We start from the raw sequence: 24,957 nt of genomic DNA, 5'->3' as shown, positions 1-24,957 counted from the left end.
CTGCTCACCGGCAATCCGGGCACAAGCCACCGAGCTGAGCCAGAAGGCAGGAGACCGCACTCCAGATGACCGACCGACCCGCGCAGCGCACCCCCAACCGCCAGCTCGCCGCGCTCATCGCCGAAGCGGGGTTCTCCAACGCGGGTCTGGCCCGTCGCGTCGACCAGCTGGGCCTCGAACACGGGCTGGATCTCAGATACGACAAGACATCGGTCACCCGGTGGCTCCGCGGCCAGCAGCCCCGGGGCACCACCCCGGCCCTGATCGCCGAGGTCTTCACCCGGCGCCTCGGCCGCCGGCTCACCGCCCAGGACCTCGGCCTGGACGCGTGCGCCCCGGTGTACGCCGGGCTGGAGTTCGCGGCCACCCCCGAGGAGGCCGTCGACATCGTCGGCGGGCTGTGGCGCAAGGACTCCGGCAGCCACGCCGAACTCCGCAAGATCGCCTTCACCCCGGCCGGGCTCGTGGTGCCCAGCCGGGACTGGCTGATCGGCCGTGCCGACGACAGGGTGGCCCGCGGCGAGCCGGCCGCACCGGCCGTACCCGCCCCGGCGGCTCCGGTGGTCCGGGTGCCGGCGCAGGCCCGGCCCGCCGTGCCCCGGCAGGTGCCGCCCGTGCCGGGGCGCCCGCGCGGACAGGCCGAACGCGGTCCGGGCCAGAAGGTCTCCGGCGGCGACATCGCCGCGCTCCGCTCCGTCGGCGAACTCTTCCGCACGCTCGACGACGCGTACGGCGGCGGGCACGCGCGCCAGGCGCTGGTGCGCTACCTGGAGCACGAGTGCGAGCCGATGCTGCGCGGCACGTACGGGGAGCAGACCGGGCGCAGGCTGTTCGGCGCGGCCGCCGACCTGACCCGGCTCGCGGGCTGGACGTCGTACGACATCGCGGCGCACGGTCTGGCCCAGCGCTACTTCGTGCAGTCCCTGCGGCTCGCCCAGGCGGCGGGGGACCGGGCCTACGGCTCCTACGTCCTGGTGACCATGAGCCGCCAGGCCGTCTACCTCGGGCACGGCCGGGAGGCGGTGCAGCTCGCGCGCGTGGCCCAGCAGGGGGTGGGCACCAGCGCCCCGCCGGTCGTGCAGGCGCTCCTGCACGCGGCCGAGGCCCGCGCGCACGGGGTCCTCGGCGAGGTGCGGGCCTGCACGGGGGCGCTGGTCCGCGCGGAACGCGCCCTGGAGGCGGCCCGGCCCGGCGACGACGTCCCCTACTGGGCGCGCTTCTTCGACGAGGCGCAGCTGGCCGACGAGTTCGGCCACTGCCACCGGGACCTCCAGCAGTTCCGGGCGTCCGCGCAGCACGCGGAGCGCTCGCTGCAACTGCGTGCGCCCTCTTACGCCCGCAGCCGCCTCTTCTGCCGCGTCGTCCTCGCCACCGCCCGCCTGGGCCTCGGTGAACTCGACCAGGCGTGCGCGCTCGGGGCGGAGGCGGCGGGCGCCGCCGTGGAGATGCGCTCGGTCCGCGCGACCGAGTACGTCAGGGACTTCGAACGCCGGCTGGAGCCCTACAAGGACGCGGCCCCGGTCAAGGGCTACCGCGAGAAGATCGCGGCGCTGAGCTGAGCGGGGCGCCCATCACTCTGCTCCGCCGCGACGGCGCCCGGCCACGACGGTGTGCATCGCGGTGCCGGGCCGGGGTCGCCACCCGCTGTTGCGGGTGGCGGTGCTCGGTTCGGCGCCGCGCCGTCGTGGCCGGTCGCGCGATTCCTCGCGCCCCCGGGTCTCTTACGCGGCCCTGCGCTGGACGGGTTCGGCGCAGTGCATGGAGCCCGACGCGCCCAGGTCCGCCAGGATCGCGGCCGAGGCGCGGTGGGCCGAGTGGAGGGCTCCCTGGACCGTGCTGGTGTCGCGGTGGTCGCCGCAGACGTAGAGGCCGGCGAGGAGGCGGACGGGGCGGCGGAGGTCGTGCGGGGGGCGCATCGCCGGGATCGCCTCGGGGGTGTGGTGGACCGCGAGGGTCTCCCAGCGGCGCGTCGACGTGCCGTAGAGGCGGGCGAGGTGCATGCGGACCGCCGTGTCGACGTCCGACGGCGGTGCGCCGAGGACCGTCGAGGAGATCAGGGCGCGGCCCTGCGGCGCCCGGCCGGGGTCGATGTTGCTGACGACGCAGGTGTGCGCGACGGGGCCGCCCCGGTCGGCGTCCAGCAGCAGCGACGTGCCGGTCGTGAGCGTCGCCGGTTCGTCGGTCGTGTGGTGGACCACCGTCACCGGGTGGAAGCCGGGCACGCGCAGGCCCGGCAGCAGCTCGGCGGCGGCCCGCGCGTCCGTCGCCAGCAGCACCGCCCGGCAGCGGATCTCGCCGTGCTCGGCCGTGGTCACGGACGTCGTCGAGACCGAGGTGACCCGGACGCCGGTGTGCACCGTGCCGGGCGGCAGGGCGCGGGCGAGCAGGTCCGGGAGGACCTCGGCGCCCCCTTCCGGCACGCACAGGCGTCCGCTCGCGAAGGAGCGCAGCGCGAGGTCCGCGCAACGGCTGGACGTCGTCAGCTCCGGGTCGCAGAGCAGCGCCGCGAGCAGGGGGCGCAGAAAGCCGTCGATCGTCCGGGCGGACACCCCGCGCTCCGCTAGGGCCTGCGCGGCGGGGAGTTCGCGGCGGGCGAGGATGCGCTCGACGGGCGTACCGGCGAGGCGGCCCAGCGCCGCGCCCAGGCGGGCCTGGTCGACCGCGCCGCCCAGCGGCGCGCTCGCCCGGGTCGGTGCCGCCGCCGGGCCCCTGGGGGCGCTTGCCAGGGCGCGCACCGCATACAGTGCGCCCCTCGCGCTCCCGCCGCCCGCCGGGGCGCCGGCGCGGTGCCTGCGCCCGTCGCGATGCAGCAGCACGCCGGGCGCGAACCGGCGCAGAACCAGGGCGTCCAGTCCCGGTGTGAGCCGTAGCTCCGGGTAGGACGTGGACAGGAGCTGGCCGATCCGGTCGAGCCGGAAGCCGTCGACCTTCTCGGTCGACATCCGTCCGCCCGTGTAAGGGGCGGCCTCCAGGACCGCGGTCGTTACTCCTGCGCTGTTCAGCCGATGAGCCGCGGAGAGTCCGGCGATACCGGCTCCCACGATGACGACGTCCGCCTGGTACGCGGGCTCATGCACGAGGCCCCTCCTCGATTGCGCGTCCGGTGGAGACGTGATGCCCCCGACCGGTCCCAGGGATACCCGAGTTCGGGTCGAGGTTAAGGCGGTGATCGGCCGAGGGCAGTCGCGCATGAACAGGGCACGGTCGCACGACGGTCGCATGCGGTCACAGCGGTTGTCAGGCGGCGCGGATCGCGTCCTCGATGTCCGGGAACGCGAACGTGAACCCCGACTCCAGCAGCCGCTTCGGCACCACCCGTTGGCTGCCCAGGACGTCACCGGCCATCTCGCCCAGCACGGTCCGGAGCACCGGGGAGGGCACCGGGAAGAGGGCCGGCCGGCGCAGCACCCGGGCCATCGCCGCCGTGATCTCACGGTTCGTCAGGGGGTGCGGCGCGGTCAGGTTGAACGGCCCGGACAGCCCCTCGGTGTCGATCAGGAACCTGATCGCGGCCACCTCGTCGTGCAGCGCGATGAACGACCAGTACTGGCCGCCGTCGCCCAGCCGGCCGCCCAGCCCGGCCCGGAAGAGCGGGAACAGCCGCCCCCAGGCCCCGCCGTCCCGCGCCACCACCAGACCCGTGCGCGGGAACACCGTCCGCACCCCCGCCTCCTGCGCCGGGGCCGCCGCCTCCTCCCACTCCACGCACAGCGACGGCAGGAAGCCGTCCCCGGGCGGCGCGTCCTCGTCCACGGCCCGGTCGCCGGTGTCGCCGTAGAAGCCCATCGCGCTGCCGCTCACGAACACCCGTGGCGGCTCCGGAAGGGCCGCCACGGCCTCCGCGAGCGCCGCGGTGCCCAGCACCCTGCTGTCCCTGATCTCCCGCTTGTAGTCGTCCGTCCAGCGCCGGTCGCCGATCCCGGCCCCGGCGAGGTTCACCACGGCGTCGCAGCCGGCCAGCCCGGCCGTGTCCACGTACTGCCCGCCGGGGTCCCAGCAGACCTCGCCGGCGTCCCGGGCCGCGCGCCGCACCAGGCGCACCACCTCGTGCCCGTCCGCCCGCAGGGACCGCACCAGGGCGCTGCCGATGAGGCCGGACGCACCGGCCACCGCGATACGAGAACGTTCCATGCGCCCCAGCATGCCCGGACGGACGGCGGAAAACCCGATGGGGTCCCGGCGCGGCCCGCCTTAGGGTGTCCGGCATGCCAGAGCCGTACATACGCACCGCCCTGCCCGACGACGACGAGGAGCTCGCCGCCCTCGACCGTGCCACCTGGTCGTACCTGCACGCGGTGCTGCCCGCGCCGCAGCCGCCGTACGACGGCTTCTTCGGCGAGCGGCACGCGCCCGAGGACACCCTGGTCGCCGAGGTCGACCGGCGCATCGTCGGATACGTCCGCCTCGGCCTCGCCTACAAGATCGCCTCCAACGCGCACGTCCGGCAGGTCCAGGGCCTCGCCGTCGCCGAGGAGGCCCGCGGCCGCGGCGTCGCCCGGGCGCTGCTGCGGGCCGTCATGGAGGAGGCCCGGCGCCGCGGCGCCCGCCGGATCCGGCTCGGCGTCCTCGGCCACAACACCCCGGCCCGCCGGCTCTACGAGTCGGAGGGCTTCGCCGTCGAGGGCGTGCTGCCCGGGGAGTTCCTGCTGGAGGGCGAGTACGTCGACGACGTGATCATGGGCCGGGAGCTGTGACCGTCAGGACGTGATCAGCTCACCGGTGTCCACCGGCGAGGTGGCCCCCGCCCCGCGCGCGGCGTCCTTGGCCACCTCGTCGGCGGTCAGCACGTACCCCGTCTCGCCGTCGGACGTGGAGCGGGCGAACACCACGCCGTACACCTTGCCGCCGGTGGTCAGCAGCGGGCCGCCGGAGTTGCCCGGGCGGACCGTGGAGCGGATCGAGTAGATCTCCCGGGTCACGGTGGCGTCGCTGTAGATGTTCTGCCCGGTGGCCCGCACCTTGTTCGCCACCGTGGCCGCCTGGAGGTTCAGGTCGCCGTCCTGCGGATAACCGGCCACCACCGCCGAGTCGCCGCGCGCCGCGCCGGTGTCGAACCGCAGCACCGGCGCCCGCAGCTGCGGCACGTACAGCACCGCCACGTCCCGGTCCGGGTCGAAGAGCACGACCTCCGCGTCGTACACCGGACCGACCCCGCCGATCCGCACGCTCGGGTTGTCGATGCCGGCCACCACGTGCGCGTTGGTCATCACGTGCTCCGGCGCGAACACGAACCCGCTGCCCTCGCGGCCCTGGGTGCCGGAGGAACCCTCGATCTTGACCGTGCTGCGCTTGGCCGCGCTGGTGGCGGCCGCCGTCACGTTGTCCCCCGTCGGCTTGGCGACCCGCGCCGTCGACTCGTTCTCGAACGGGTTGAAGACCTGGGGGAAACCCGCCTCGGTGAGCGCGGAGGTGGCCCGCGAGAACCAGGCCGGGGTGGTGGCCGGCATGGTGTTCTGCACCGCGCCGAGCAGCTTCGAGTCCCGGATCGCCGTGGTCACCACGGGCGACGAGGACGCGGCCAGCACGCTCGCCGCGACCCAGGCCACGATCAGCACCGCCACCGAGTTGGCGACCGCACCGCCGATCCCGTCGGCCACCCTCAGCGGCCCCCGGTCCAGCTCGCGGCGGAGCCGCAGGGCCAGCCGCCCCGCCAGCTCGTGCCCGACCACCGCCGGCACCAGCACGGTCAGCACCGCGACCACCGTCGCCGTCGCCGTGCCCCGCGTGACCAGTTCCATCACCCACGGCAGCACCCAGACGCCGACCACCGCGCCGCCGACGAACCCGGCCAGCGACACGCAGCCGGCCACCAGCCCGCGCCGGTAGCCGGACGCCGCGTAGACGAGGACCACCAGTACGAGCACCAGGTCGAGCAGGTCCACGGAGCCGCCTTTCTCTCGGTGCCCTTAATACGGCCGGGACAGGTCCAGTGATCAGTTCACGCGCGCGGGGCCACCGGAACCGGCCACGCGTGCGTGTACCCACTGAAACGCCCCGGACCGGGACGATGGTTCCACCAGGTGGCACAGCACACATCGCGGGCCCGTCCGGCCGACCCGAGAGTGGGTGCCATGCGTGTCTTCCCCAGAACGGGACAGCGCACCGGGATCACCCTCCTGGCGCTGCTCGGCTGCCTGCCCGGCCTCGCCGCCGCCGTCGCCCTCGTGCTGTGCGCCCAGGGCGTCGACCGCCCCGTCGCGATCCACCTGGCCGCGCCCGCGCCCGCCAGCCCCGCCACCCGCTACCGGGCACCCCGGCCGCGCATCGTGCCGCGCTCGGTCTGGCTGGACGCCACCGTCCGCCGCAGCCAGCCGCCGCCGCGCTACGACGACAAGGTCGTCGCCGTCTTCGTGCACCACACCGACTCGCCCAACGGCTACGACTGCGCCCAGGCCCCCGAGATCATCCGCCGCCTCTACACCGGCCAGACCGGCGACCGCGACTGGGACGACATCGGCTACAACTTCCTCGTCGACCGCTGCGGCACCATCTACGAGGGCCGCGCGGGCGGCGCCGACCGGCCCGTCACCGGCGCCCACACCCAGGGCTTCAACCACCGCACCGCCGGCATCGCCGCCCTCGGCACCTTCACCGCCGGGATCCCCGTGCCGCGTGCCATGACCGACGCGATCGCCGCGGTCGCCGCCTGGAAGCTCGGCCTGGCCGACGTCGACCCGCGCGCCGGCACCCGCCTGGTCTCCAGCAACGGCCTCAGCCGCTACGAGAAGGGCACCGCCGTCGCGCTGCCCGCCGTCGCCGGCCACCGGGACGGCTACATGACCAACTGCCCCGGCGCCGCCCTCACCGCCCGCCTCCCCGGCATCAGGGAGGCGGCCGCCCGGCTCCAGGGCAGGCTCCCGGCGGCCACGGGCACGGGCACGGCGGCGGCACCGTCGGGGACCGCATCGAAGACCGCGTCGAAGACACCGGTGGCTCCGAGGACACCCGCGGCCCCCTCGAGGACGCCCGTCGGGGCGTCCACAGGAACGCCATAGGCGGCACGCAGGCTGCTCAGATCCCCGCGTCCTACCGTCATGGACGTAAGCAGCCGACTGGAGGTGGGGATCATGAACAGCAGTCGTACCGAAGCCCGTGCGGAGAGCACCGAGAAGGCCGGTCGGGTCAGGTCGTCCCGGGGGCCGTGGGCCGTGGTCTGCGCGGTCGCGACGGTCGTCCTCGGCCCGGCCGCGGTCACCGCGTCCGCCCTCGACCAGGCCAACGCGGCGCCGATGCACCACGCGGTCAAGGCCGAGCGGACGCAGGCCTACATCCCGTCCGACGTCACCCGCAGGCGCGCGGCTGCCTAGTCCGCGCCCCCGTGCGGACCGTCACTCCTTGAAGCGGTCCCAGAGTCTGGGGAACCGCTCGGCGAGCGCCCGCTCGTTCTCCAGGTCGACCGGGGCGCCCTCGGGTTCGGAGGGCGCGGGGGCGATGCCCAGGTCCGGTGCCACCGTCCCGGTGAGCTGCTCGTACGCCTCGTCCGCCGCGTACCCCAGCTCCTCGCCGTCGCCGTCGATCTCCTCGTCGAAGTCGCCCAGCAGCTCCGCCAGCGAGTCCGGGTCGTGCACGGCGCCCTCGTAGACCTCCCGGCCCTGGCCGATCAGCCAGCACCGGAAGAAGTCGAACGCGTCGTCGCTGGCCCCGTCCAGGAGCACCCAGGCGGCGCCCCACAGGTCCCAGCGGTACGCGCGGTTGTAGCGGGCCTCGAAGTGACGGGCGAAGTCCAGGACCATGTCGGGGTCCAGCTGGAGCAGCCGCTCCACGAGCAGGTCGGCCTGGTCCTCGGGGTCGCCCTCGGCGCCGTCGCGCGTGGCGTCGACCAGCTCCCAGAACTCCGTCTCGTCCATCACTGGTCCAGCATCGTGCCTGGGCGGCGGGGCCGCACGCGGAGTGGTGCGGATTGTTATCCGCCGTCACCCCGCCGTGTGTACAGACCCGCCAGCCGGGCCGCGTCCGCGGCGAGACGCGCCCGCAGCTCCGGCGGCGCGACCACCTCGGCCTCCGGTCCCAGCGCGGTCAGCTGGCCGTGCGCCACCTCCAGGCTCTCCACCGGGAGCGTCACCGTCACCCACCCCCGCGCGTCCGGGGTCCCCGCCGCCGCGACCGCCTGCCGCGCGGCCACCGGATCGACGGCGTACGGCAGCCTCCGCACCCCGGCCGGCGACAGCCGCACCACCGCCTCGGCCCGCAGGATCGACCGCGCGAACTGCTCCGCCCGCCGCTCCCAGAACCCCGGCAGGTCGAACTCCTCGTCCCGCGCGAACCGCTCCTCGCCGGCCTCCACGGAGGCGAACCGGTCGATCCGGTACACCCGGTAGGAGTCGCCCTCCGCGACCCGCGCGCACAGGTACCAGACACCGGCCTTCAGCACGAGGCCGTACGGCTCTAGCTCCCGCCGCACCTCCATGTCGTCGCGCCGGTAGCGCGCGACCACCCGCCGGTCGTCCCACACCGCGTCGGCGACGGCGGGCAGCAGGGCGGGGGTCCCCGGCTCGGTGAACCAGCCGGGCGCGTCGAGATGGAAGCGCTGCGCGGCGGTGCGGGACGCGTCCCGCAGGGAGGGCAGCAGCGCGGCGGACACCTTCAGCCGGGCGGCACTGGCGGCGTCCTCCAGCCCCATCTCCCGCAGGGCACCCGGCACCCCGCTCAGGAACAGCGCCTCGGCCTCGCTCCGCGCCAGCCCCGTCAACCGCGTCCGGTACCCCCCGACCAGCCGGTACCCGCCGGCCCGCCCCCGGTCCGCGTACACCGGCACGCCCGCCTCCGACAGCGCCTGCGCGTCCCGCATCACGGTCCGCTCGGACACCTCCAGCTCCGCGGCCAGCTCACCGGCGGTCATGACGGACCGGGACTGGAGCAGAAGCACCATCTTGATGAGCCGCGCGGCACGCATGCGTCTCATGATGCCGGGACACACCGGCGGCGGGGACCCGGGCCGGGGAACGGCGGAACGGCGGGACGGCGGCTCGAACGGAACAGCGGCGGGCGGGAAGGCGCAACCGCCCTCCCGCCCGCCGCGCAGACGTTCCTACAGCCCGTACTTCTCCCGGGCCTCCTTCACCGCGGTCGCCTTGATCTCGCCGCGGCGGGCCAGCTGGGCCAGGGCCGCGACGACGATCGACTCGGCGTCGACGCCGAAGTAGCGGCGGGCCGCCTCGCGGGTGTCGGAGAGGCCGAAGCCGTCCGCGCCCAGCGAGGACCAGTCCTGCTCCACCCACTGCGCGATCTGGTCCGGGACCTGGCGCATGTAGTCGGACACGGCCAGCACCGGGCCCTCGGCGCCCTGCAGCGCCTGGCGGACGAACGGCACCCGCTCCTCGCCGCGCAGCAGGGCCGCGTCGGCCTCCAGCGCGTCCCGGCGCAGCTCCGTCCAGGACGTCGCCGACCAGACGTCGGCCGCCACGCCCCACTCCTCGGCGAGCAGCCGCTGCGCCGCCAGCGTCCAGTGGATCGCCGTACCGGAGCCGAGGAGCTGGATGCGCGGGGCGTTGGCCGGGACGGTCACGCCCGCGGACTCCGCCGTGTTGAAGCGGTACAGGCCCTTGACGATGCCCTCGTCGATGCCGAGGCCGGCCGGCTTGGCGGGCTGCGGCATCGGCTCGTTGTAGACGGTCAGGTAGTAGAAGACGTTGGAGTCCTCGCCCGGTGCCGCCTCGCCGTACATCCGGCGCAGACCGTCCTTGACGATCGCCGCCACCTCGTAGGCGAACGCCGGGTCGTACGTCAGCGCCGCCGGGTTGGTCGCGGCGATCACCGGGGAGTGGCCGTCGGCGTGCTGGAGGCCCTCGCCGGTCAGCGTCGTACGGCCGGCCGTCGCGCCGACGAGGAAGCCGCGGCCGAGCTGGTCGCCGAGCTGCCACATCTGGTCGGCGGTCCGCTGCCAGCCGAACATCGAGTAGAAGATGTAGAACGGGATCATCGCCTCGCCGTGCGTCGCGTACGCGGTGGACGCGGCGATGAAGTCGGCCATCGAACCGGCCTCGGTGATCCCCTCGTTGAGGATCTGGCCGTTCTTGGCCTCCTTGTAGTACATCAGCTGGTCGCGGTCGACCGGCTCGTACGTCTGGCCCTTGGGCGAGTAGATGCCCAGCGACGGGAACAGGCTCTCCATGCCGAAGGTGCGCGCCTCGTCGGGGACGATCGGCACCCAGCGCTTCCCGGTCTCCTTGTCGCGGACCAGGTCCTTGACGAGCCGGACGAAGGCCATGGTGGTCGCCACGTTCTGCGAGCCGGAGCCCTTGTCGAACGCGGCGAACGCCTTGTCGGCGGGGGCGGGCAGCGGCGCGAGGGCGTGCGTACGGCGGGCCGGGGCCGGACCGCCGAGGGCGGCGCGCCGCTCCTGGAGGTAGCGGACCTCGGGGGAGTCGGCGCCGGGGTGGCCGTAGGGCACCTTGCCGTCGACGAAGGCGCTGTCCGGGATCGGCAGCTCCAGCAGGTCCCGCATCACCTTGAACTCGTCCACCGTCAGCTTCTTCATCTGGTGGTTGGCGTTCTTCGACGCGAAGCCCTCGCCGAGGGTGAAGCCCTTGACCGTCTGGGCCAGGATCACGGTCGGCGCGCCCTTGTGCTCGACGGCGGCCTTGTACGCGGCGTACACCTTGCGCGCCTCGTGACCGCCGCGCGAGAGGTGGAAGCACTCCAGGATCTTGTCGTCGCTCAGCAGCTTCGCGATCTCGGCGAGCGCCGGGTCCTTGCCGAAGAAGTCGGCGCGGATGTAGGCGGCGTCGCGGGTCTGGTACGTCTGCACCTGCGCGTCCGGTACCTCGCGCAGCCGCCGTACCAGCGCACCGGTGGTGTCGAGCGCGAACAGCTCGTCCCAGGCGGTGCCCCACAGCGACTTGACGACGTTCCAGCCGGCGCCGCGGAACTGGGCCTCCAGCTCCTGCACGATCTTGAAGTTCGCGCGCACCGGGCCGTCGAGGCGCTGCAGGTTGCAGTTGATGACGAAGGTGAGGTTGTCGAGACCCTCACGGGAGGCGAGTGCGAGGGCGGCCGTGGACTCCGGCTCGTCCATCTCGCCGTCGCCGAGGAACGCCCAGACGTGCGACTGCGAGACGTCCTTGATGCCGCGGGCCGTCAGGTAGCGGTTGAAGCGGGCCTGGTAGATGGCCGAGAGCGGGCCGAGGCCCATGCTCACCGTCGGGAACTCCCACAGCCAGGGCAGGCGGCGGGGGTGCGGGTACGACGGGAGGCCGTTGCCGCCGGCCTCCTGGCGGAAGTTGTCGAGGTGCGCCTCGGACAGCCGGCCGTCGAGGAAGGCGCGGGCGTAGATGCCCGGGGAGGCGTGGCCCTGGATGTACAGCTGGTCACCGGAGCCGTCCCCCTCCTTCCCCTTGAAGAAGTGGTTGAAGCCGGTCTCGTACAGCCAGGCGGCGGAGGCGAAGGTGGCGATGTGGCCGCCGACGCCGTGCTTGCTGCCCCGGGTGACCATCGCGGCCGCGTTCCACCGGTTCCACGCGGTGATACGGCGCTCGATCGCCTCGTCGCCGGGCACGGGGGCCTCGGCGGCGGTGGGGATGGTGTTGAGGTAGTCCGTCTCCAGCAGCTTCGGCAGCGCGATGCCGCCCGCCTCGGCGCCCTCCAGCGTGCGCCGCATCAGGTACGCGGCGCGGTGCGGCCCGGCCTCCCTGGCCACGGCGTCCAGTGAGGCCCGCCATTCGGCGGTCTCCTCAGGGTCGCGGTCCGGGAGCTGGTCGAGCGCGCTCGGCTGAATGGCGTTGGGGTCGGTCATGTCGCCGCCTTCCTCAGTCGAAGGGGGTTCCCTCATCGGTAAGGGTTCGGGTGTGCCCTTGGTCTTTGGCAGGACAGGGCGGAGGGCCCGGGTGTGAGCCCGTCGGCGACTCTAGCTCCCTGATCGATGATCGATCAAAGGGTTGAAGGGCAAAACCTCTCGATTCCGAGAAAGTCGGCACGGGGTGCCTTCGGCGGTGGCACCGGGTGACGCTCAGGGGGGAGATTTCCGCAGGTGGGACGGTGTGTGAGCGGGGGTGCGCTCGGGTGGGTGGGGGTGAGGGCGGGGGTGTGGGAGGGGCGGGCCGAGGCTTCAGGCCCGCGGGGCGCAGCCCAGCACATGGGCCTTGACGATCTCCGCGATGCGCGGGTCGCGGCGCTGGAAGGCGGCGACGAGCTCCTGGTGCTCCTCGGCGTAGGACTGCTGGACCGTGCCCAGCCAGCGGATGGACAGGGCCGTGAAGACCTCGATGCCCAGGCCCTCCCAGGTGTGGAGCAGGACCGAGTTGCCGGCCGCCCGGACCAGCTCGCGGTGGAAACCGACCGTGTGCCGGACCTGGGCCGTGCCGTCGGCGTTCCGGTCGGCCTCGTAGAGCGCGGCGACGTGCGGTTCCAGCGCCGAGCAGTCCTGCGCGAGGCGCTCCGCCGCCAGCTCCGCGGCGATCGCCTCCAGGCCGGCCCGCACCGGGTAGCTCTCCTCCAGGTCGGCCGCGGTCAGGTTCCGCACCCGCACGCCCTTGTTCGGCGCGGACTCGATCAGCCGCAGCGACTCCAGCTCGCGCAGCGCCTCCCGCACCGGCGTCTGGCTGACCTCCAGCTCCGTCGCGATCCGCCGCTCCACGATCCGCTCGCCCGGCTGCCAGCGCCCGCTGACGATCCCCTCCACGATGTGCTCGCGGATCTGTTCGCGCAGCGAGTGGACGACGGGCGCGGTCATGAGAGCTCCTTAAGGGCGTTTGACGTTTAGACAATAAGGCCGGACAGCCTTCCGGGAGCGGCGCACGGGGGCGCTTTCGCGCAGGTGAGACGAGACTTACACGCTCCCCGCCCCGACGCGATCCGCAAACCGCGGTGCGTCGGGGTGTGCCGCCGCCCGGCGGGGGACGGGCATCGGGGGAGAGGCGGCCGGCCGGGCGCCACCGTGACGTGCGGGCCCGCGGGGACGTACGGGGCGGGGGCCTGCGGAGACGCGTGGGGCGGCGGGACGGTCGGGTGCCGGCGGGACGGTCGGGTGCCGGTGGAGGGGGCGACCGTGTGCGGCGTGCGGGCGGGGCACGGTGGTGGCCGGCGTGGTGGGGCGTGCGGGCGGGGCATGGTGGTGGCCGGCGTGGTGGGGCGTGCGGGGAAGACGACGGTGCCCCGTCCGGAAGGGGTCCGGACGGGGCACCGTGGAAGGGCGTGCGGGGGTCAGAGGCCGAGCTCGACCTCGAACTCGCCCGCCTCCAGGATCGCCTTGACGGCCGTCAGGTAACGGGCCGCGTCGGCGCCGTCCACCAGGCGGTGGTCGTAGGAGAGGGTCAGGTACGTCATGTCGCGGACGCCGATGACCGTGCCCTCCTCCGTCTCGATGACGGCCGGACGCTTGACCGTGGCACCGATGCCGAGGATCGCGACCTGGTTCGGCGGCACGATGATCGTGTCGAACAGCGCGCCGCGCGAGCCGGTGTTGGAGATGGTGAAGGTCGCGCCGGACAGCTCGTCCGGGGTGATCTTGTTGGCGCGGACCTTGCCGGCCAGGTCGGCCGTGGCCTTCGCGATGCCGGCGATGTTGAGGTCGCCCGCGTGCTTGATGACCGGGGTCATCAGGCCCTTCTCCGAGTCCACCGCGATACCGACGCTCTCGGTGTCGAAGTAGGTGATCGTGCCCTCTTCGACGTTGATCCGGGCGTTGATGGCCGGGTGGGCCTTCAGCGCCTGGGCCGCCGCCTTCACGAAGAACGGCATCGGGGAGAGCTTGACGCCCTCGCGCGCGGCGAAGGAGTCCTTGGCCTGGGCGCGCAGACGCATCAGGCGGGTCACGTCGACCTCGACGACCGAGGACAGCTGCGCCTGCTCGTGCAGCGCCTTGACCATGTTGTCGCCGATGACCTTGCGGATGCGGGGCATCTTGACGGTCTGGCCGCGGAGGGGGGAGACCTCCAGCGCCGGGGTCTTCCTGGCAGTGGCGGCGGCCGGAGCGGCGGCCACGGGGGCCGGAGCCGCGGCGGCGGCCTTCGCGGCCGCGGCGGCGGCGAGCACGTCCTGCTTGCGGATACGGCCGCCGACACCGGTGCCCTTGACGGCGCCCAGGTCGACGCCGTTCTCGGCGGCGAGCTTGCGGACCAGCGGGGTCACGTAGGCACCCTCGTCGACCGCGGCGGCCGGAGCCGGAGCCGGGGTGACGGGGGCGGGGGTGGCGACCGGTGCCGGGGTGGCGACCGGTGCCGGGGTGGCGACCGGTGCCCCGGCGGCTCCGGCGACCGGGGCCGGAGCGGCAGGGGCGGGCGCCGGGGCGGCCGGAGCCGGAGCGGCGGGCGCGGGGGCCGGAGCCGCCGGGGCGGCGGGGGCCGGAGCGGCGGCGGGCGCCGGGGCCGGGGCGGCGGGGGCGGGGGCCGGAGCGGCACCCGGGGCGCCGATGACGGCGAGCTTGGCGCCGACCTCGGCGGTCTCGTCCTCGCCGACGACGATCTCCAGCAGGACACCGGCGACCGGCGCCGGGATCTCGGTGTCGACCTTGTCGGTGGAGACCTCCAGGAGGGGCTCGTCCTCCGCGACCTCCTCGCCGACCTGCTTCAGCCAGCGGGTGACGGTGCCCTCGGTGACGGACTCGCCGAGCGCGGGCAGGACCACGTCCGTGCCGGACGCGCCGCCGGCCGGAGCGGCGGGGGCGGCGACGGGCTCGGCGGGGGCGGGGGCGGCCGGGGCCTCGGCGACCGGCGCGGGGGCCGGGGCGGCGACGGGCTCGGCGGCCGGGGCCGGAGCGGCGGCCGGGGCACCGGTGCCGTCGTCGATGATGGCCAGCTCGGCGCCGACCTCGACCGTCTCGTCCTCGGCGACCTTGATCGAGGCCAGGATGCCCGCGGCGGGGGCCGGGATCTCGGTGTCGACCTTGTCGGTCGACACCTCGAGCAGCGGCTCGTCGGCCTCGACGCGCTCGCCCTCGGCCTTCAGCCAGCGGGTGACAGTGCCCTCGGTGACGCTCTCGCCGAGCGCCGGAAGGGTTACGGAAACCGCCATGGTTTCGGTTGCTCCTTACGAATTGCGGAAGTCTGAGTCGTCGCTTGCTTCGACCGAGGGTCAGTCGTGCGAGTGCAGCGGCTTGCCGGCCAGGGCAAGGTGCGCCTCGCCGAGCGCCTCGTTCTGCGTCGGGTGGGCGTGGATGAGCTGGGCGACCTCGGCCGGCAGGGCCTCCCAGTTGTAGATCAGCTGGGCCTCGCCGACCTGCTCGCCCATGCGGTCGCCGACCATGTGGACGCCGACCACGGCACCGTCCTTCACCTGGACGAGCTTGATCTCGCCCGAGGTGTTGAGGATCTTGCTCTTGCCGTTGCCCGCCAGGTTGTACTTCAGAGCGACGACCTTGTCCGCGCCGTAGATCTCCTTGGCCTTGGCCTCGGTGATGCCGACGGAGGCGACCTCGGGGTGGCAGTACGTCACCCGCGGCACGCCGTCGTAGTCGATCGGGACGGTCTTCAGGCCGGCCAGGCGCTCCGCCACCAGGATGCCCTCGGCGAAGCCGACGTGCGCGAGCTGGAGCGTCGGGACCAGGTCGCCGACGGCGGAGACGGTCGGGACGTTCGTCCGCATGTACTCGTCGACCAGGACGTAGCCGCGGTCCGTCGCGATGCCCTGCTCCTCGTAGCCGAGACCGGCGGAGACGGGCCCGCGGCCCACCGCGACCAGCAGGACCTCGGCCTCGAACTCCTTGCCGTCGGCCAGGGTGACCTTGACGCCGTCGGCGGTGTACTCGGCCTTCGAGAAGAAGGTGCCCAGGTTGAACTTGATGCCGCGCTTGCGGAAGGCGCGCTCAAGAAGCTTGGAGGAGTTCTCGTCCTCGACCGGGACCAGGTGCTTGAGGCCCTCGACGACGGTGACGTCGGCACCGAAGGACTTCCAGGCGGAGGCGAACTCGACGCCGATCACGCCGCCGCCCAGGATGATCGCGGACTTGGGCACGCGGTCCAGGACGAGGGCGTGGTCGGAGGAGATGATCCGGTTGCCGTCGATCTCCAGGCCCGGCAGCGACTTCGGCACGGAGCCGGTCGCGAGGAGCACGTGGCGGCCCTGGACGCGCTGCCCGTTCACGTCGACGGAGGTGGGGGAGGAGAGACGGCCCTCACCCTCGATGTACGTCACCTTGCGGGAGGCGACGAGACCCTGGAGGCCCTTGTACAGGCCGGAGATCACGCCGTCCTTGTACTTGTGGACCCCGGCGATGTCGATGCCCTCGAAGGTGGCCTTGACACCGAACTGCTCGCTCTCGCGGGCCTGGTCGGCGATCTCGCCCGCGTGCAGCAGGGCCTTGGTGGGGATGCAACCCCGGTGCAGGCAGGTACCGCCGACCTTGTCCTTCTCGATCAGGGCGACGTCCAGGCCCAGCTGAGCCCCGCGCAGGGCCGCGGCGTAACCACCGCTACCACCGCCGAGGATCACTAGGTCGAAAACGGTGCTGGCGTCGTTCGCCACGTCACGTCCTCCATGCATGTGCGCCGTACGCCGGTCAACGGTGACCGCGCGGCGGCTGGTGTCCGGCCGCTCTTCTTCGGCCCTGTGGTGGGGGCCCTGTCCTGCCGAGCCCCATCTTCGCACTTGTCGGAGGTGAACGAGACGCCGGGCCGGGGTGTGAGACACCACACGCTCACTTGATGACGCCGTGGGGACAGCGCCCCGCAAGGGGCGCGGGGAACCGCGCGAGCGACCCCCGCGGCCCGCGGCCGCCCGGCGACGGAACGGGCCGGGTCCAGGGGCGACGGGACCCCGCCCTACCCGCGTGCGGGGTCCCGTCCGCAAAACCCGACGTCAGCCGAGGTCACCGGCCGCGGTCTGCTCCGCGAGCCGCACCAGCGTGCGCACCGCCGACCCGGTCCCGCCCTTCGGCGTGTACCCGAACGGGCCGCCCTCGTTGAACGCCGGCCCCGCGATGTCGAGGTGCGCCCAGGTGATCCCCTCGCCCACGAACTCGCGCAGGAACAGTCCGGCGACCAGCCCGCCGCCCATCCGCTCGCCCATGTTCGCGATGTCGGCCGTGGACGAGTCCATGCCCTTGCGCAGGTGCTCCGGCAGCGGCATCGGCCACGCCGGCTCGCCGACCTCCTCCGCGGCCTCGTGCACCGCGGAGCGGAACGCGTCGTCGTTCGCCATGACGCCGAACGTCCGGCTGCCCAGCGCCAGCATCATCGCGCCGGTCAGCGTCGCCACGTCGATGATCGCGTCCGGCTTCTCCGCCGACGCCGCCCACAGCGCGTCGGCGAGCACCAGCCGGCCCTCCGCGTCCGTGTTGAGGACCTCGACCGTCTTGCCGCTGTACATGCGCAGCACGTCACCCGGCCGCACCGCGGACCCGGACGGCATGTTCTCGGCCAGCGCCAGCCAGCCGGTCACGTTGACCCGCAGGCCCAGCCGGGCCGCCGAGACGACGGCCGCGAAGACCGCCGCCGCCCCGCTCATGTCGCACTTCATCGTCTCGTTGTGGCCGGCCGGCTTCAGCGAGATACCGCCGGAGTCGTAGGTGATGCCCTTGCCGACGTAGGCGAGGTGCTTCTCGGCCTCGGCGTGGGTGTACGACAGCTTCACCAGGCGCGGGGTCGCCGCGGAGCCGCCGCCGACGCCGAGGATGCCGCCGTAGCCGCCCTTGGTGAGCGCCTTGTCGTCGAGCACCTGGATCTTGATGCCGTGTTCCTTGGCCGCGGTCTGCGCGATGCTCGCGAAGATGGCCGGCGTCAGGTCGTTCGGCGGGGTGTTGACCAGGTCACGGGCGCGGTTGAGCTCCTCGGCGACGGCGGTGGCGCGGGCCACGGCCGCCTTGTGGGCCGCGTCCCGCGGCTTGCCGCCGAGCAGCGCGGCCTCGGCGAGCGGCGCCTTGCCGTTCTTCGCCCTGGCGGCCGGCGCCGACGGGCGGGCCTGGTCCTTGTACGTGTCGAAGACGTACGCGCCGAGCAGCACGCCCTCGCCGATCGCGCCGACGGCGGCCGCGTCCTCGACGGGCAGCGCGAAGGCCGCCTTCCTCGCCCCGTTCAGCGCGCGGGCGGCGACACCGGCCGCCTTGCGCAGCGTCTCGGCGGCGAAGTCGCCGTCCTCGGGCTCTGCGCCCAGGCCGACCGCGATGACCAGCGGGGCCTTGAAGCCCGCGGGCGCGGGCAGCTTCGTCAGTTCGCCCTCGGCACCCGAGGCACCGAGGGTCTCCAGGACGTCGGCGAGCTTGCCGTCGTAGGCCTTGTCCACGGCCTCGGCGCCCGGTGCCACGACCGGGCCCTTGGCGCCCTTGGCGACACCGATCACGATCGCGTCGGCCCGGAGGCCGGGCGCCGCTGAGGTGCTGAGAGTGAGAGCAGTCACGGTGGTGGAATCTCGCTTCCGATGTTGAGTTGCGGTGGCCGAGCGGGTGGGTCGACCGGGCCCGGGAAGCGACCCTAGGACTGACCTCGGGGCGCGTTGCGACCGGGGCCGTCACCCAGTCGGCGAACACCCGGGACGAGCCTACGCGTGTGTCCGCTCCGGCTCATTCCTCCGGGTGTTCACCTGCGGGTGGCGTCATCGTCACCTCCCACCCCGCCGGCCTGGGCGCGGACGCCTCGGCGCTCGGCTCCGGCGGCTCCGGTCCCGCCCGTCAACAGCGGTGCGGCGATGTGCCGTTCAGCCGAGACAGAGGGCGACCAGCGCCACCGTCGCGGCGGTCTCGGCGAGCGCTCCGAACACGTCTCCGGTCACCCCGCCGAAGCGGCGCCGGCAGTGCCGCAGCAGTCCGTCGGTCGCGGCCTCGGCCACCACCACCGCGAGCAGCGCCCGCAGGCTGTCCGCCGAACCGAGCAGCGCGCCCGCCCCGGCCGCCGCCGCCATCACCGCGATCGTGACCGCGGAGGCGCCCGCCTTCGGCACCACTCCGGCGACCGCCGCGCCCAGCCCCTCCGGGCGGGCGGCGGGCACGCCCTCCACCGCGGCCAGGGTGAGCGCCAGCCGGGCCACCGTCGCCGAGACGACCGCGGCGAGCATCCCCCGCTGCCACGAGTCCCCGTACGCCTGGGCCAGCGCCGCCACCTGGGCGAGCAGCACGAACACGAGGGTGATGACCCCGAACGGTCCGATGTCCGACTGCTTCATGATGCGCAGCGCGTCCTCGGCGGGCTTGCCGCTGCCCAGCCCGTCGGCGGTGTCGGCGAGCCCGTCCAGGTGCAACCCCCGGGTGAGCGCGGCCGGTACGGCCGCGGCGGCGACCGCGGCCGGCAGCGCGCTCGCGCCGGCCGCCAGCAGCAGCGCGCCGGCCGCGCCCGCGCAGACGCCGACCGCGAGACCGGCCAGCGGTGCGGACAGCATGCCGCCGCGAGCCGCCGCACGGTCCCAGCGGGTGACCTTCACGGGGAACACGGTGAGGGTGCCGAAGGCGAAGCGAAGGCCGTCCGGCCAGGGCGTTTTGGACACCGGCGCAGGTTACCGGGTGGTCAGGAAGGCGGGCGGCCGGGAAGGCCGGTGCCCCGGCTCCGGTCGGGGATAAAGTGCGCACATGGGACATTGGCTGTACCGGAACATCATCGAGCCGGGAAAACTCCCCCTGTTGCTCGCCCTGACGGCCTTCGTCCTGACCTTCGTGGTCACCCGCGTCATCACCCGCCTCATCCGGGCCGGGAAGGGCCCGTTCGGCAACGTGAAGGCGGGCGGTCTGCACATCCACCACGTCGTGCCGGGAGTCGTCCTCGTCGTGATCGGCGGCTTCGGCGCGGTCGCCAGCGACCGGCACGCCGTCGGCGCGGCCCTCGCCGCGGTCGTCTTCGGCGTCGGCGCGGGACTGGTCATGGACGAGTTCGCGCTGCTCCTGCACCTCGACGACGTCTACTGGACCGAGGAGGGCCGCAAGAGCGTCGAGGTCGTGGTGATCACCGCCGCGCTGGTGGGGCTGCTGCTCGCCGGGTTCTCGCCGTTCGGCGTCAACGACCTCTCGGCGGACGAACTCCAGGACCGGGGCGCCGTCATCGCGAACGTCGTCGGGAACTTCGTCTTCTCGCTGATCGCCCTGAGCAAGGGCAAGGCCCGCACCGCCATCTTCGGGGTGATCGTCCCGCTGGTCGCCGTCGTCGGCGCGGTCCGCCTGGCCCGCCCCGGCTCCGCCTGGGCCCGCCGCTTCTACGGCAACCGGCCGCGCGCCCGGGCCAGGGCCGGACTGCGCGCCTACCGCCACGACCGCCGCTGGTCCCGTCTGAGCCGCACCCTCCAGGACTGGATCGGCGGCAAGCCCGACCGGCCCGAACCGGCCCGGCTGCCCGGCCGCCGCTGACCGAGGCGGAACCACAGCCGCCGCCGCGCCGCCACCGCCGCGCACAGCGCCACCACGCCCACGATGGCCGCCAGATGCTCCTTGCCGGCCAGGTTCTCCTTCACCGCGACCTCGGCCACCATCGCCGCGGCCACCGCACCGGCGGTGACACAGGCGCCGTAACGCCAGCCGAGGAAGACCGCCAGGCCGACCACGGCCGCCGACGGGCCGGTGTCCACCACCCGGGAGTCGGAGACCGCCAGGCCCAGCGGGCCGTGCGGGCCGAGCCAGATCCCGAGCCGGGCGTAGAGCGTCCCGGCGAGCGTCGCCGCGTACGCGACGGCCAGGGTCCGCCACCAGCCCAGGCACACCTCGGCGAGGCCGAACACCACCAGGATCTGCACCAGCGCGCCCCACACCGGCAGGTCAAGCGCCGGCACGAACAGCGACAGGGGAGTGCGCAGCAGGGCCGGCCCGAGCGGGTCCGCGGCCCGGACCGCCCCGACCTCCTGCACGAACTGGTAACCCCAGGGCCGGTTCTGGACGAACTGGAGCAGCGCGGTCAGGCACACCGCCCCGGTCGCCATCGGCACCGCCCGCAGCCGCCGCTCGGCCAGCGGACCGCGCACGGCGGCGTACAGCAGCCCCCACTCGGCGCGGGCCCAGCGCGCGAGCGGCGTCATCCGGCGGTCCTCATCCGCGTGTGTCCAGGTGCCGGCGGTTCACCCACTTCGGGAGCCCCGGCACCTCCAGGAACCCCTCCGCGCTCGCCGACGCGAGACCGATGCGCGGCAGGTCGGCGCTCTTCTCGAAGAGCAGGAACCGGGGTTCCCAGATGGGCCGGTACTTGGCGTTGGCCCGGTACAGGGACTCGATCTGCCACCACCGGGAGAAGAAGCTCAGCAGGGACCTCCACAGCCGCAGCACCGGCCCCGCGCCCAGCCGCGCGCCGCGTTCGAAGACCGACCGGAACATCGCGAAGTTGAGCGAGACCTGCGTGATCCCGATCTCCCCGGCCCGCTGGAGCAGTTCGATGACCATGAACTCCATCAGCCCGTTGTCGGAGTCCCGGTCACGCCGCATCAGGTCCAGGGAGAGCCCGCCCGGCCCCCACGGCACGAAGGACAGCAGCGCCCGCAGCTCACCCGCCGCGTCCGAGCACTCCAGCATCACGCACCGTCCGTCCCGGCCGTCGCCGAGCCGCCCCAGCGCCATGCTGAACCCGCGCTCGGTGGCACCGTCCCGCCAGTCGTCGGCGCGCCGGACCAGGTACGCCATCTCGTCCGCCGGGATGTCCTCGTGCCGGCGGACCCGCACCGTGTAACCCGCCCTCCGCACACGGTTGCAGGCCTGCCGGACGGTGCGCATCGCCCGTCCCTCCAGCGTGAACTCGGCGACCTCGACGATCGCCTCGTCCCCGAGTTCCAGCGCGTCCAGCCCGTGCCGCGCGTACACGGTCCCGGCCTCCTCGCCGGCCCCCATCACCGCCGGGATCCAGCCGTGCGCCCGCGCCTCGGCCAGCCACGGCACGATCGCCCCCGGCCAGGCCTCCGGGTCCCCGATCGGATCCCCGGAGGCGAGCGACACCCCGCCCACCACCCGGTAGGCGACCGCCGCCTTCCCGGTGGGCGACCACACCACGCTCTTCTCCCGCCGCAGCGCGAAGTACCCGAGGGAGTCCCGCTCGCCGTGCCGCTCCAGCAGCGCCCGCAGCAGCTTCTCGTCGTCGTCGGTGATCGGGTCGACCGCCCGCCGGGAGCGGAAGGCGGCGTACAGGACGGTGAGCACGAGGAGCGTGCTGAGCACGTTGACGACGACGTTCACCCAGTTGGGCGGTGCGATGTACGGGAACCGGGACGCGTCGGCGGCGACCGACACCAGCCGCAGGGTGCCGTAGTGCCAGCGCTCCGGGAACGTCGAACGCGCCGCGTTCGGCGCCTGGTTGGTGACGGTGACCAGGAGCGCGGCGAGCAGCGAGGCGGCCAGGCCGCCGCCGACGGCGACGGTGGCGGCGAGCCGCGGATTGGACCGGTCGCCCTTCGCGTAGAACTCCTGGCGGCCGACGAGCAGGGCCACCACGAAGGCGGCCGTCAGCACGATCGAGATCCAGTTCTGCGGATACCGCCGGATCTCCGGGAACGCCATGGCGAACGCGAACAGCGCGAGGAACGACCCGCTCAGCACCAGGTTGAGGATCCACGCGGCCCGCTTGCGGCGCCGCATGGTGATGGCGAGGAACGCGGTGAACACACCGGAGGCGAAGCCGGCCGTCAGCAGGTACGGCGTGAAGAAGTTCTCCTGGTTGTGCCGCCGTACGTCCTGCCCCAACGACACCCACACCGCGCTGAGGAAATTGACGAAGGCGACACCGCGCAGGTACCACACGGCGAAGGCGGCGGCCCGCTGGGAAACCCCGGCACCCCGCCGCCCCCGCTCACGTTCGTCGCACTGCTCAACGGCAATTCGGGCATCTCCCATGGAGACGGATCATAGGTCCGCCAACCCGGCTGACCCCGTCACCCATGCCCAAACCCCGTCATCGCACCCTCGCGTCCGCGGCCCCCGGGGAGGCGGGCCGGCCGTGAGCGGCTACTCGGGCTTCTCGTCGTCCTCGGCCTTCTCGGGGTCCGGCTGCTCCGGGAGCTCCGCCGCCAGGGCCGCCGCGGCCTGCACCAGGGGCAGGGCCAGCAGCGCGCCCGCGCCCTCGCCGACGGTCACGCCCTGCTCCAGCAGCGGCTCCAGGGCCATCCGGTCCAGCGCCTTCGCCTGGCCCGGCTCCCCGCTGTCGTGGCCGGCCAGCCACCAGTCCGGCGCCCGGAACGCGATCCGCTGCGCGACCAGCGCGCACGCGGCCGTCACGACGCCGTCCAGCACCACCGGCAGCTTGCGCACCGCGGCCTGGAGCAGGAACCCGGTCATCGCCGCGAGGTCCGCCCCGCCGACCGTCGCCAGCAGCTGCAGCTGGTCCCCGAGCACCGGCCGGGCCCGCCGCAGCGCGTCCCGGATCGCCGCGCACTTGCGCATCCACGCGAGGTCGTCGATCGTCAGCCCGCCCCGCCCGGTCACCACCGACGCGTCGGTCCCGCACAACGCGGCGACCAGCACGCAGGCCGCCGTGGTGCCGCCGACGCTCACATCGCCGAGCACGACCAGATCGGTGCCCGAGTCGGCCTCCTCGTCGGCCAGCGCGGCACCCGCCCGGAACGCCGTCTCGGCCTCCTCCAGGGTCAGCGCGTCCTCGATGTCGATCCGGCCGCTGCCCCGCCGCACCCGGTGCCGCACGACCTCCTCTGGCAGCGCGTCCGGGTCGCAGTCCAGCGCCATGTCCACGATCCGTACCGGCACCCCGAGCCGCCGGGCGAGCACCGCCACCGGGCTGGCCCCCTCCAGGACCGCCCGGACCAGCGTGTGCGCGCCGCCCGCGGGCCGCGCGGAGACGCCCAGTTCCGCGACGCCGTGGTCACCGGCGAAGAGCAGGACCCGCGGCCGTTCCACCGGCCGTACCGGTACGGAACCCTGCGCGGCGGCCAGCCACTCGCCCAGGTCGTCGAGGCGGCCCAGCGACCCGGGCGGCACGATCAGCCGCTCCCGGCGCGCCTCCGCGTCACGGCGCACACCGCCGTCGGGGCGCTCGATCAGATCGGTGAAGTCGTCGAGATTAAGCGAGCTCATTCGCCGAACAGTACCGGCACGCGACGAACGCTTCGGAGTCAGATCGCCACCACACCCGCACGGCGTCTTGGCACGCATGATCGGTATCCCATACGTTCCGTTTTGCAGTGGATTGCGTACGGGGAGCCGTACCGGGAGCACAGGGAGCCGCCCATGCCGCCCACGCCCGAACCCGCCGAGGGCGCCGACCGGTTCCACGAACCGCGCCGCGAGGACTGCCCCTGGTGCGGCTCCGGCCGCCTGCGCACCCGGCTGCGCGCACCCGACCTCCGCGACCACCGGCCCGGCACCTTCGCCGTCGACGAGTGCCGCGACTGCGCGCACACCTTCCAGAACCCCCGGCTGTCCCCGCGGGGCCTCGCCCGCCACGACCACGACGGGAACCGCCCGCAGGAGTGCGCCGACCGCCTCGCCGCCACCCGCGACGGCCGCCGCCGCCACCACGCCGCCGTGCGGGCGCTGCCGCCCCGCGAGCCGGAGAGCTGGCTGGACGTGGGCACGGGCCACGGCCACTTCCCGCGCGCCGCGAGGGAACTCCTCCCCTACACCTCCTTCGACGGCCTGGACCCGACCCCGGGAGTGACCCGGGCCCAGGCCGAGGGCCACATCGAGGAGGCCCACCGCGGCCACCTGACCGCCCCCGAGGTGCTGGCCCGGCTGCGCGGCCGCTACGACGTCGTCAGCATGTTCCACCACCTGGAACACACCCCCGACCCGCGCGCCGAACTCCGCGCCGCCCTCAGTGCGCTGCGCCCCGGCGGCCACCTCGTCGTCGAGGCCCCCGACCCGCGCAGCGCGTTCGCCGCGCTCCTCGGCAAGTGGTGGCTCCCGCACGGCCAGCCCCGACACCTGCACCTGATGCCGATGGCCAACCTCCGCGCGGAACTGGAGGCCCAGGGCTGCACCGTCCTGTCCACCGACCGCAGCGGCCCCCACGTCCCCTACGACCTCTCGGCCGCGCTCTCCCTCGTCCTCGCCCGGTTCCTGCCGCGGCGGGCGGCGGCCCCGCTGGTGGCCGTGGCGACGGCCGCCGACCACGCCCTGGCCCCCCTGCTGCGCCGCACCCGCTTCTCGAACGCGTACCGGATCGTCGCCAGGAAGGACGCGTGAAC

Annotated in this window: 20 protein-coding genes; 6 read left to right on the top strand and 14 right to left on the bottom strand. The window is 74.0% G+C overall.

All coding sequences use genetic code 11. The features are described 5' to 3' along the window. Nucleotides 1–65 precede the first annotated feature (65 nt). Nucleotides 66–1,559 carry a regulator gene (locus tag ACZ619_RS05140; protein WP_469594268.1) on the top strand — a complete coding sequence of 498 codons (1,494 nt, stop codon included), beginning with the start codon at nt 66–68 and terminating at the stop codon, nt 1,557–1,559. 162 nt (nt 1,560–1,721) lie between these two features. Here the strand turns inward: ACZ619_RS05140 and ACZ619_RS05135 are convergent, their stop codons facing one another. After that, nucleotides 1,722–3,077, bottom strand: a complete 1,356-nt coding sequence (locus ACZ619_RS05135; protein ID WP_469594265.1) for an NAD(P)/FAD-dependent oxidoreductase — start codon at nt 3,075–3,077, stop codon at nt 1,722–1,724. Nucleotides 3,078–3,237: 160 nt separating this feature from the next. Then, nucleotides 3,238–4,131: a TIGR01777 family oxidoreductase gene (locus ACZ619_RS05130; RefSeq protein ID WP_469594262.1), complete on the bottom strand. Its 894-nt coding sequence runs from the start codon at nt 4,129–4,131 to the stop codon at nt 3,238–3,240. Nucleotides 4,132–4,205: 74 nt separating this feature from the next. Here ACZ619_RS05130 and ACZ619_RS05125 point away from each other — a divergent pair, with 74 nt between their 5' ends. Further along, on the top strand, nt 4,206–4,694 hold the full coding sequence (locus tag ACZ619_RS05125) for a GNAT family N-acetyltransferase (RefSeq protein ID WP_469594260.1): 489 nt from the start codon (nt 4,206–4,208) through the stop codon (nt 4,692–4,694). A gap of 3 nt (nt 4,695–4,697) precedes the next feature. Here the strand turns inward: ACZ619_RS05125 and ACZ619_RS05120 are convergent, their stop codons facing one another. Further along, nucleotides 4,698–5,882: a MarP family serine protease gene (locus ACZ619_RS05120; protein WP_469594258.1), complete on the bottom strand. Its 1,185-nt coding sequence runs from the start codon at nt 5,880–5,882 to the stop codon at nt 4,698–4,700. Between the two features lie 189 nt (nt 5,883–6,071). Between ACZ619_RS05120 and ACZ619_RS05115 the strand changes: the two genes are divergently transcribed. Continuing rightward, a complete protein-coding gene (locus ACZ619_RS05115; RefSeq protein ID WP_469594256.1) occupies nt 6,072–6,995 on the top strand; it encodes a peptidoglycan recognition protein family protein in 924 nt (307 codons plus the stop codon). 72 nt (nt 6,996–7,067) lie between these two features. Then, complete coding sequence (locus ACZ619_RS05110; protein WP_469594253.1) at nt 7,068–7,307, top strand: hypothetical protein; 240 nt, start codon at nt 7,068–7,070, stop codon at nt 7,305–7,307. 21 nt (nt 7,308–7,328) lie between these two features. On the opposite strand, the gene ACZ619_RS05105 is transcribed toward ACZ619_RS05110, so the two are convergent. The 8 genes from ACZ619_RS05105 to ACZ619_RS05070 form a co-directional block, all read right to left on the bottom strand. Beyond that, nucleotides 7,329–7,847, bottom strand: coding sequence for a DUF4240 domain-containing protein (locus ACZ619_RS05105; protein ID WP_469594515.1), 519 nt, complete (start codon nt 7,845–7,847; stop codon nt 7,329–7,331). A 56-nt stretch (nt 7,848–7,903) separates the two neighbouring features. Further along, nucleotides 7,904–8,893 carry a helix-turn-helix transcriptional regulator gene (locus tag ACZ619_RS05100; protein ID WP_469594250.1) on the bottom strand — a complete coding sequence of 330 codons (990 nt, stop codon included), beginning with the start codon at nt 8,891–8,893 and terminating at the stop codon, nt 7,904–7,906. Between the two features lie 135 nt (nt 8,894–9,028). After that, nucleotides 9,029–11,731: a pyruvate dehydrogenase (acetyl-transferring), homodimeric type gene (aceE, locus tag ACZ619_RS05095; protein ID WP_469594248.1), complete on the bottom strand. Its 2,703-nt coding sequence runs from the start codon at nt 11,729–11,731 to the stop codon at nt 9,029–9,031. Between the two features lie 312 nt (nt 11,732–12,043). Further along, complete coding sequence (locus ACZ619_RS05090) at nt 12,044–12,667, bottom strand: GntR family transcriptional regulator (protein ID WP_469594245.1); 624 nt, start codon at nt 12,665–12,667, stop codon at nt 12,044–12,046. A gap of 470 nt (nt 12,668–13,137) precedes the next feature. Next, on the bottom strand, nt 13,138–14,946 hold the full coding sequence (sucB, locus tag ACZ619_RS05085; protein WP_469594243.1) for a 2-oxoglutarate dehydrogenase, E2 component, dihydrolipoamide succinyltransferase: 1,809 nt from the start codon (nt 14,944–14,946) through the stop codon (nt 13,138–13,140). Between the two features lie 60 nt (nt 14,947–15,006). Further along, complete coding sequence (gene lpdA, locus ACZ619_RS05080) at nt 15,007–16,395, bottom strand: dihydrolipoyl dehydrogenase (RefSeq protein WP_469594241.1); 1,389 nt, start codon at nt 16,393–16,395, stop codon at nt 15,007–15,009. Between the two features lie 333 nt (nt 16,396–16,728). Next, nucleotides 16,729–18,264 (bottom strand): leucyl aminopeptidase, encoded by a 1,536-nt coding sequence (locus tag ACZ619_RS05075; protein ID WP_469594239.1) that lies wholly within the window; start codon nt 18,262–18,264, stop codon nt 16,729–16,731. A gap of 297 nt (nt 18,265–18,561) precedes the next feature. Continuing rightward, the gene (locus tag ACZ619_RS05070; RefSeq protein WP_469594237.1) at nt 18,562–19,344 is read right to left on the bottom strand and encodes an adenosylcobinamide-GDP ribazoletransferase; all 783 of its coding nucleotides are present in this window, start codon (nt 19,342–19,344) and stop codon (nt 18,562–18,564) included. 82 nt (nt 19,345–19,426) lie between these two features. Here ACZ619_RS05070 and ACZ619_RS05065 point away from each other — a divergent pair, with 82 nt between their 5' ends. Beyond that, nucleotides 19,427–20,194 (top strand): hypothetical protein, encoded by a 768-nt coding sequence (locus ACZ619_RS05065; RefSeq protein ID WP_469594235.1) that lies wholly within the window; start codon nt 19,427–19,429, stop codon nt 20,192–20,194. Here ACZ619_RS05065 and ACZ619_RS05060 read toward each other — a convergent pair. The 3 genes from ACZ619_RS05060 to cobT all read right to left on the bottom strand — a co-directional run bounded on the left by ACZ619_RS05060 (nt 20,089) and on the right by cobT (nt 23,845). Then, the gene (locus ACZ619_RS05060) at nt 20,089–20,856 is read right to left on the bottom strand and encodes a hypothetical protein (RefSeq protein ID WP_469594233.1); all 768 of its coding nucleotides are present in this window, start codon (nt 20,854–20,856) and stop codon (nt 20,089–20,091) included. The genes ACZ619_RS05065 and ACZ619_RS05060 overlap by 106 nt on opposite strands. A gap of 10 nt (nt 20,857–20,866) precedes the next feature. After that, complete coding sequence (locus tag ACZ619_RS05055; protein WP_469594231.1) at nt 20,867–22,651, bottom strand: phosphatidylglycerol lysyltransferase domain-containing protein; 1,785 nt, start codon at nt 22,649–22,651, stop codon at nt 20,867–20,869. Nucleotides 22,652–22,762: 111 nt separating this feature from the next. Further along, on the bottom strand, nt 22,763–23,845 hold the full coding sequence (gene cobT, locus ACZ619_RS05050; protein ID WP_469594228.1) for a nicotinate-nucleotide--dimethylbenzimidazole phosphoribosyltransferase: 1,083 nt from the start codon (nt 23,843–23,845) through the stop codon (nt 22,763–22,765). A 153-nt stretch (nt 23,846–23,998) separates the two neighbouring features. Between cobT and ACZ619_RS05045 the strand changes: the two genes are divergently transcribed. Beyond that, a complete protein-coding gene (locus tag ACZ619_RS05045) occupies nt 23,999–24,955 on the top strand; it encodes a class I SAM-dependent methyltransferase (RefSeq protein ID WP_469594226.1) in 957 nt (318 codons plus the stop codon). Nucleotides 24,956–24,957: the final 2 nt, after the last annotated feature.

The sequence above is a fragment of the Streptomyces sp. NPDC104367 genome (genome assembly GCF_055583825.1).
The sequence above is the reverse complement of the archived record's forward strand: the minus strand, read 5'-3'. Positions and strand labels throughout refer to the sequence as shown.

What these genes read in the sequence shown, in the direction of transcription:
- ACZ619_RS05140 (WP_469594268.1), top strand. Translation starts at nt 66, where the DNA reads ATGACCGACCGACCCGCGCAGCGCACCCCCAACCGCCAGCTCGCCGCG.
- ACZ619_RS05130 (WP_469594262.1), bottom strand. Translation starts at nt 4,131, where the DNA reads ATGGAACGTTCTCGTATCGCGGTGGCCGGTGCGTCCGGCCTCATCGGC.
- ACZ619_RS05125 (WP_469594260.1), top strand. Translation starts at nt 4,206, where the DNA reads ATGCCAGAGCCGTACATACGCACCGCCCTGCCCGACGACGACGAGGAG.
- ACZ619_RS05115 (WP_469594256.1), top strand. Translation starts at nt 6,072, where the DNA reads ATGCGTGTCTTCCCCAGAACGGGACAGCGCACCGGGATCACCCTCCTG.
- ACZ619_RS05110 (WP_469594253.1), top strand. Translation starts at nt 7,068, where the DNA reads ATGAACAGCAGTCGTACCGAAGCCCGTGCGGAGAGCACCGAGAAGGCC.
- ACZ619_RS05105 (WP_469594515.1), bottom strand. Translation starts at nt 7,847, where the DNA reads ATGGACGAGACGGAGTTCTGGGAGCTGGTCGACGCCACGCGCGACGGC.
- ACZ619_RS05100 (WP_469594250.1), bottom strand. Translation starts at nt 8,893, where the DNA reads ATGCGTGCCGCGCGGCTCATCAAGATGGTGCTTCTGCTCCAGTCCCGG.
- aceE (WP_469594248.1), bottom strand. Translation starts at nt 11,731, where the DNA reads ATGACCGACCCCAACGCCATTCAGCCGAGCGCGCTCGACCAGCTCCCG.
- ACZ619_RS05090 (WP_469594245.1), bottom strand. Translation starts at nt 12,667, where the DNA reads ATGACCGCGCCCGTCGTCCACTCGCTGCGCGAACAGATCCGCGAGCAC.
- sucB (WP_469594243.1), bottom strand. Translation starts at nt 14,946, where the DNA reads ATGGCGGTTTCCGTAACCCTTCCGGCGCTCGGCGAGAGCGTCACCGAG.
- ACZ619_RS05065 (WP_469594235.1), top strand. Translation starts at nt 19,427, where the DNA reads ATGGGACATTGGCTGTACCGGAACATCATCGAGCCGGGAAAACTCCCC.
- ACZ619_RS05060 (WP_469594233.1), bottom strand. Translation starts at nt 20,856, where the DNA reads ATGACGCCGCTCGCGCGCTGGGCCCGCGCCGAGTGGGGGCTGCTGTAC.
- ACZ619_RS05055 (WP_469594231.1), bottom strand. Translation starts at nt 22,651, where the DNA reads ATGGGAGATGCCCGAATTGCCGTTGAGCAGTGCGACGAACGTGAGCGG.
- cobT (WP_469594228.1), bottom strand. Translation starts at nt 23,845, where the DNA reads ATGAGCTCGCTTAATCTCGACGACTTCACCGATCTGATCGAGCGCCCC.
- ACZ619_RS05045 (WP_469594226.1), top strand. Translation starts at nt 23,999, where the DNA reads ATGCCGCCCACGCCCGAACCCGCCGAGGGCGCCGACCGGTTCCACGAA.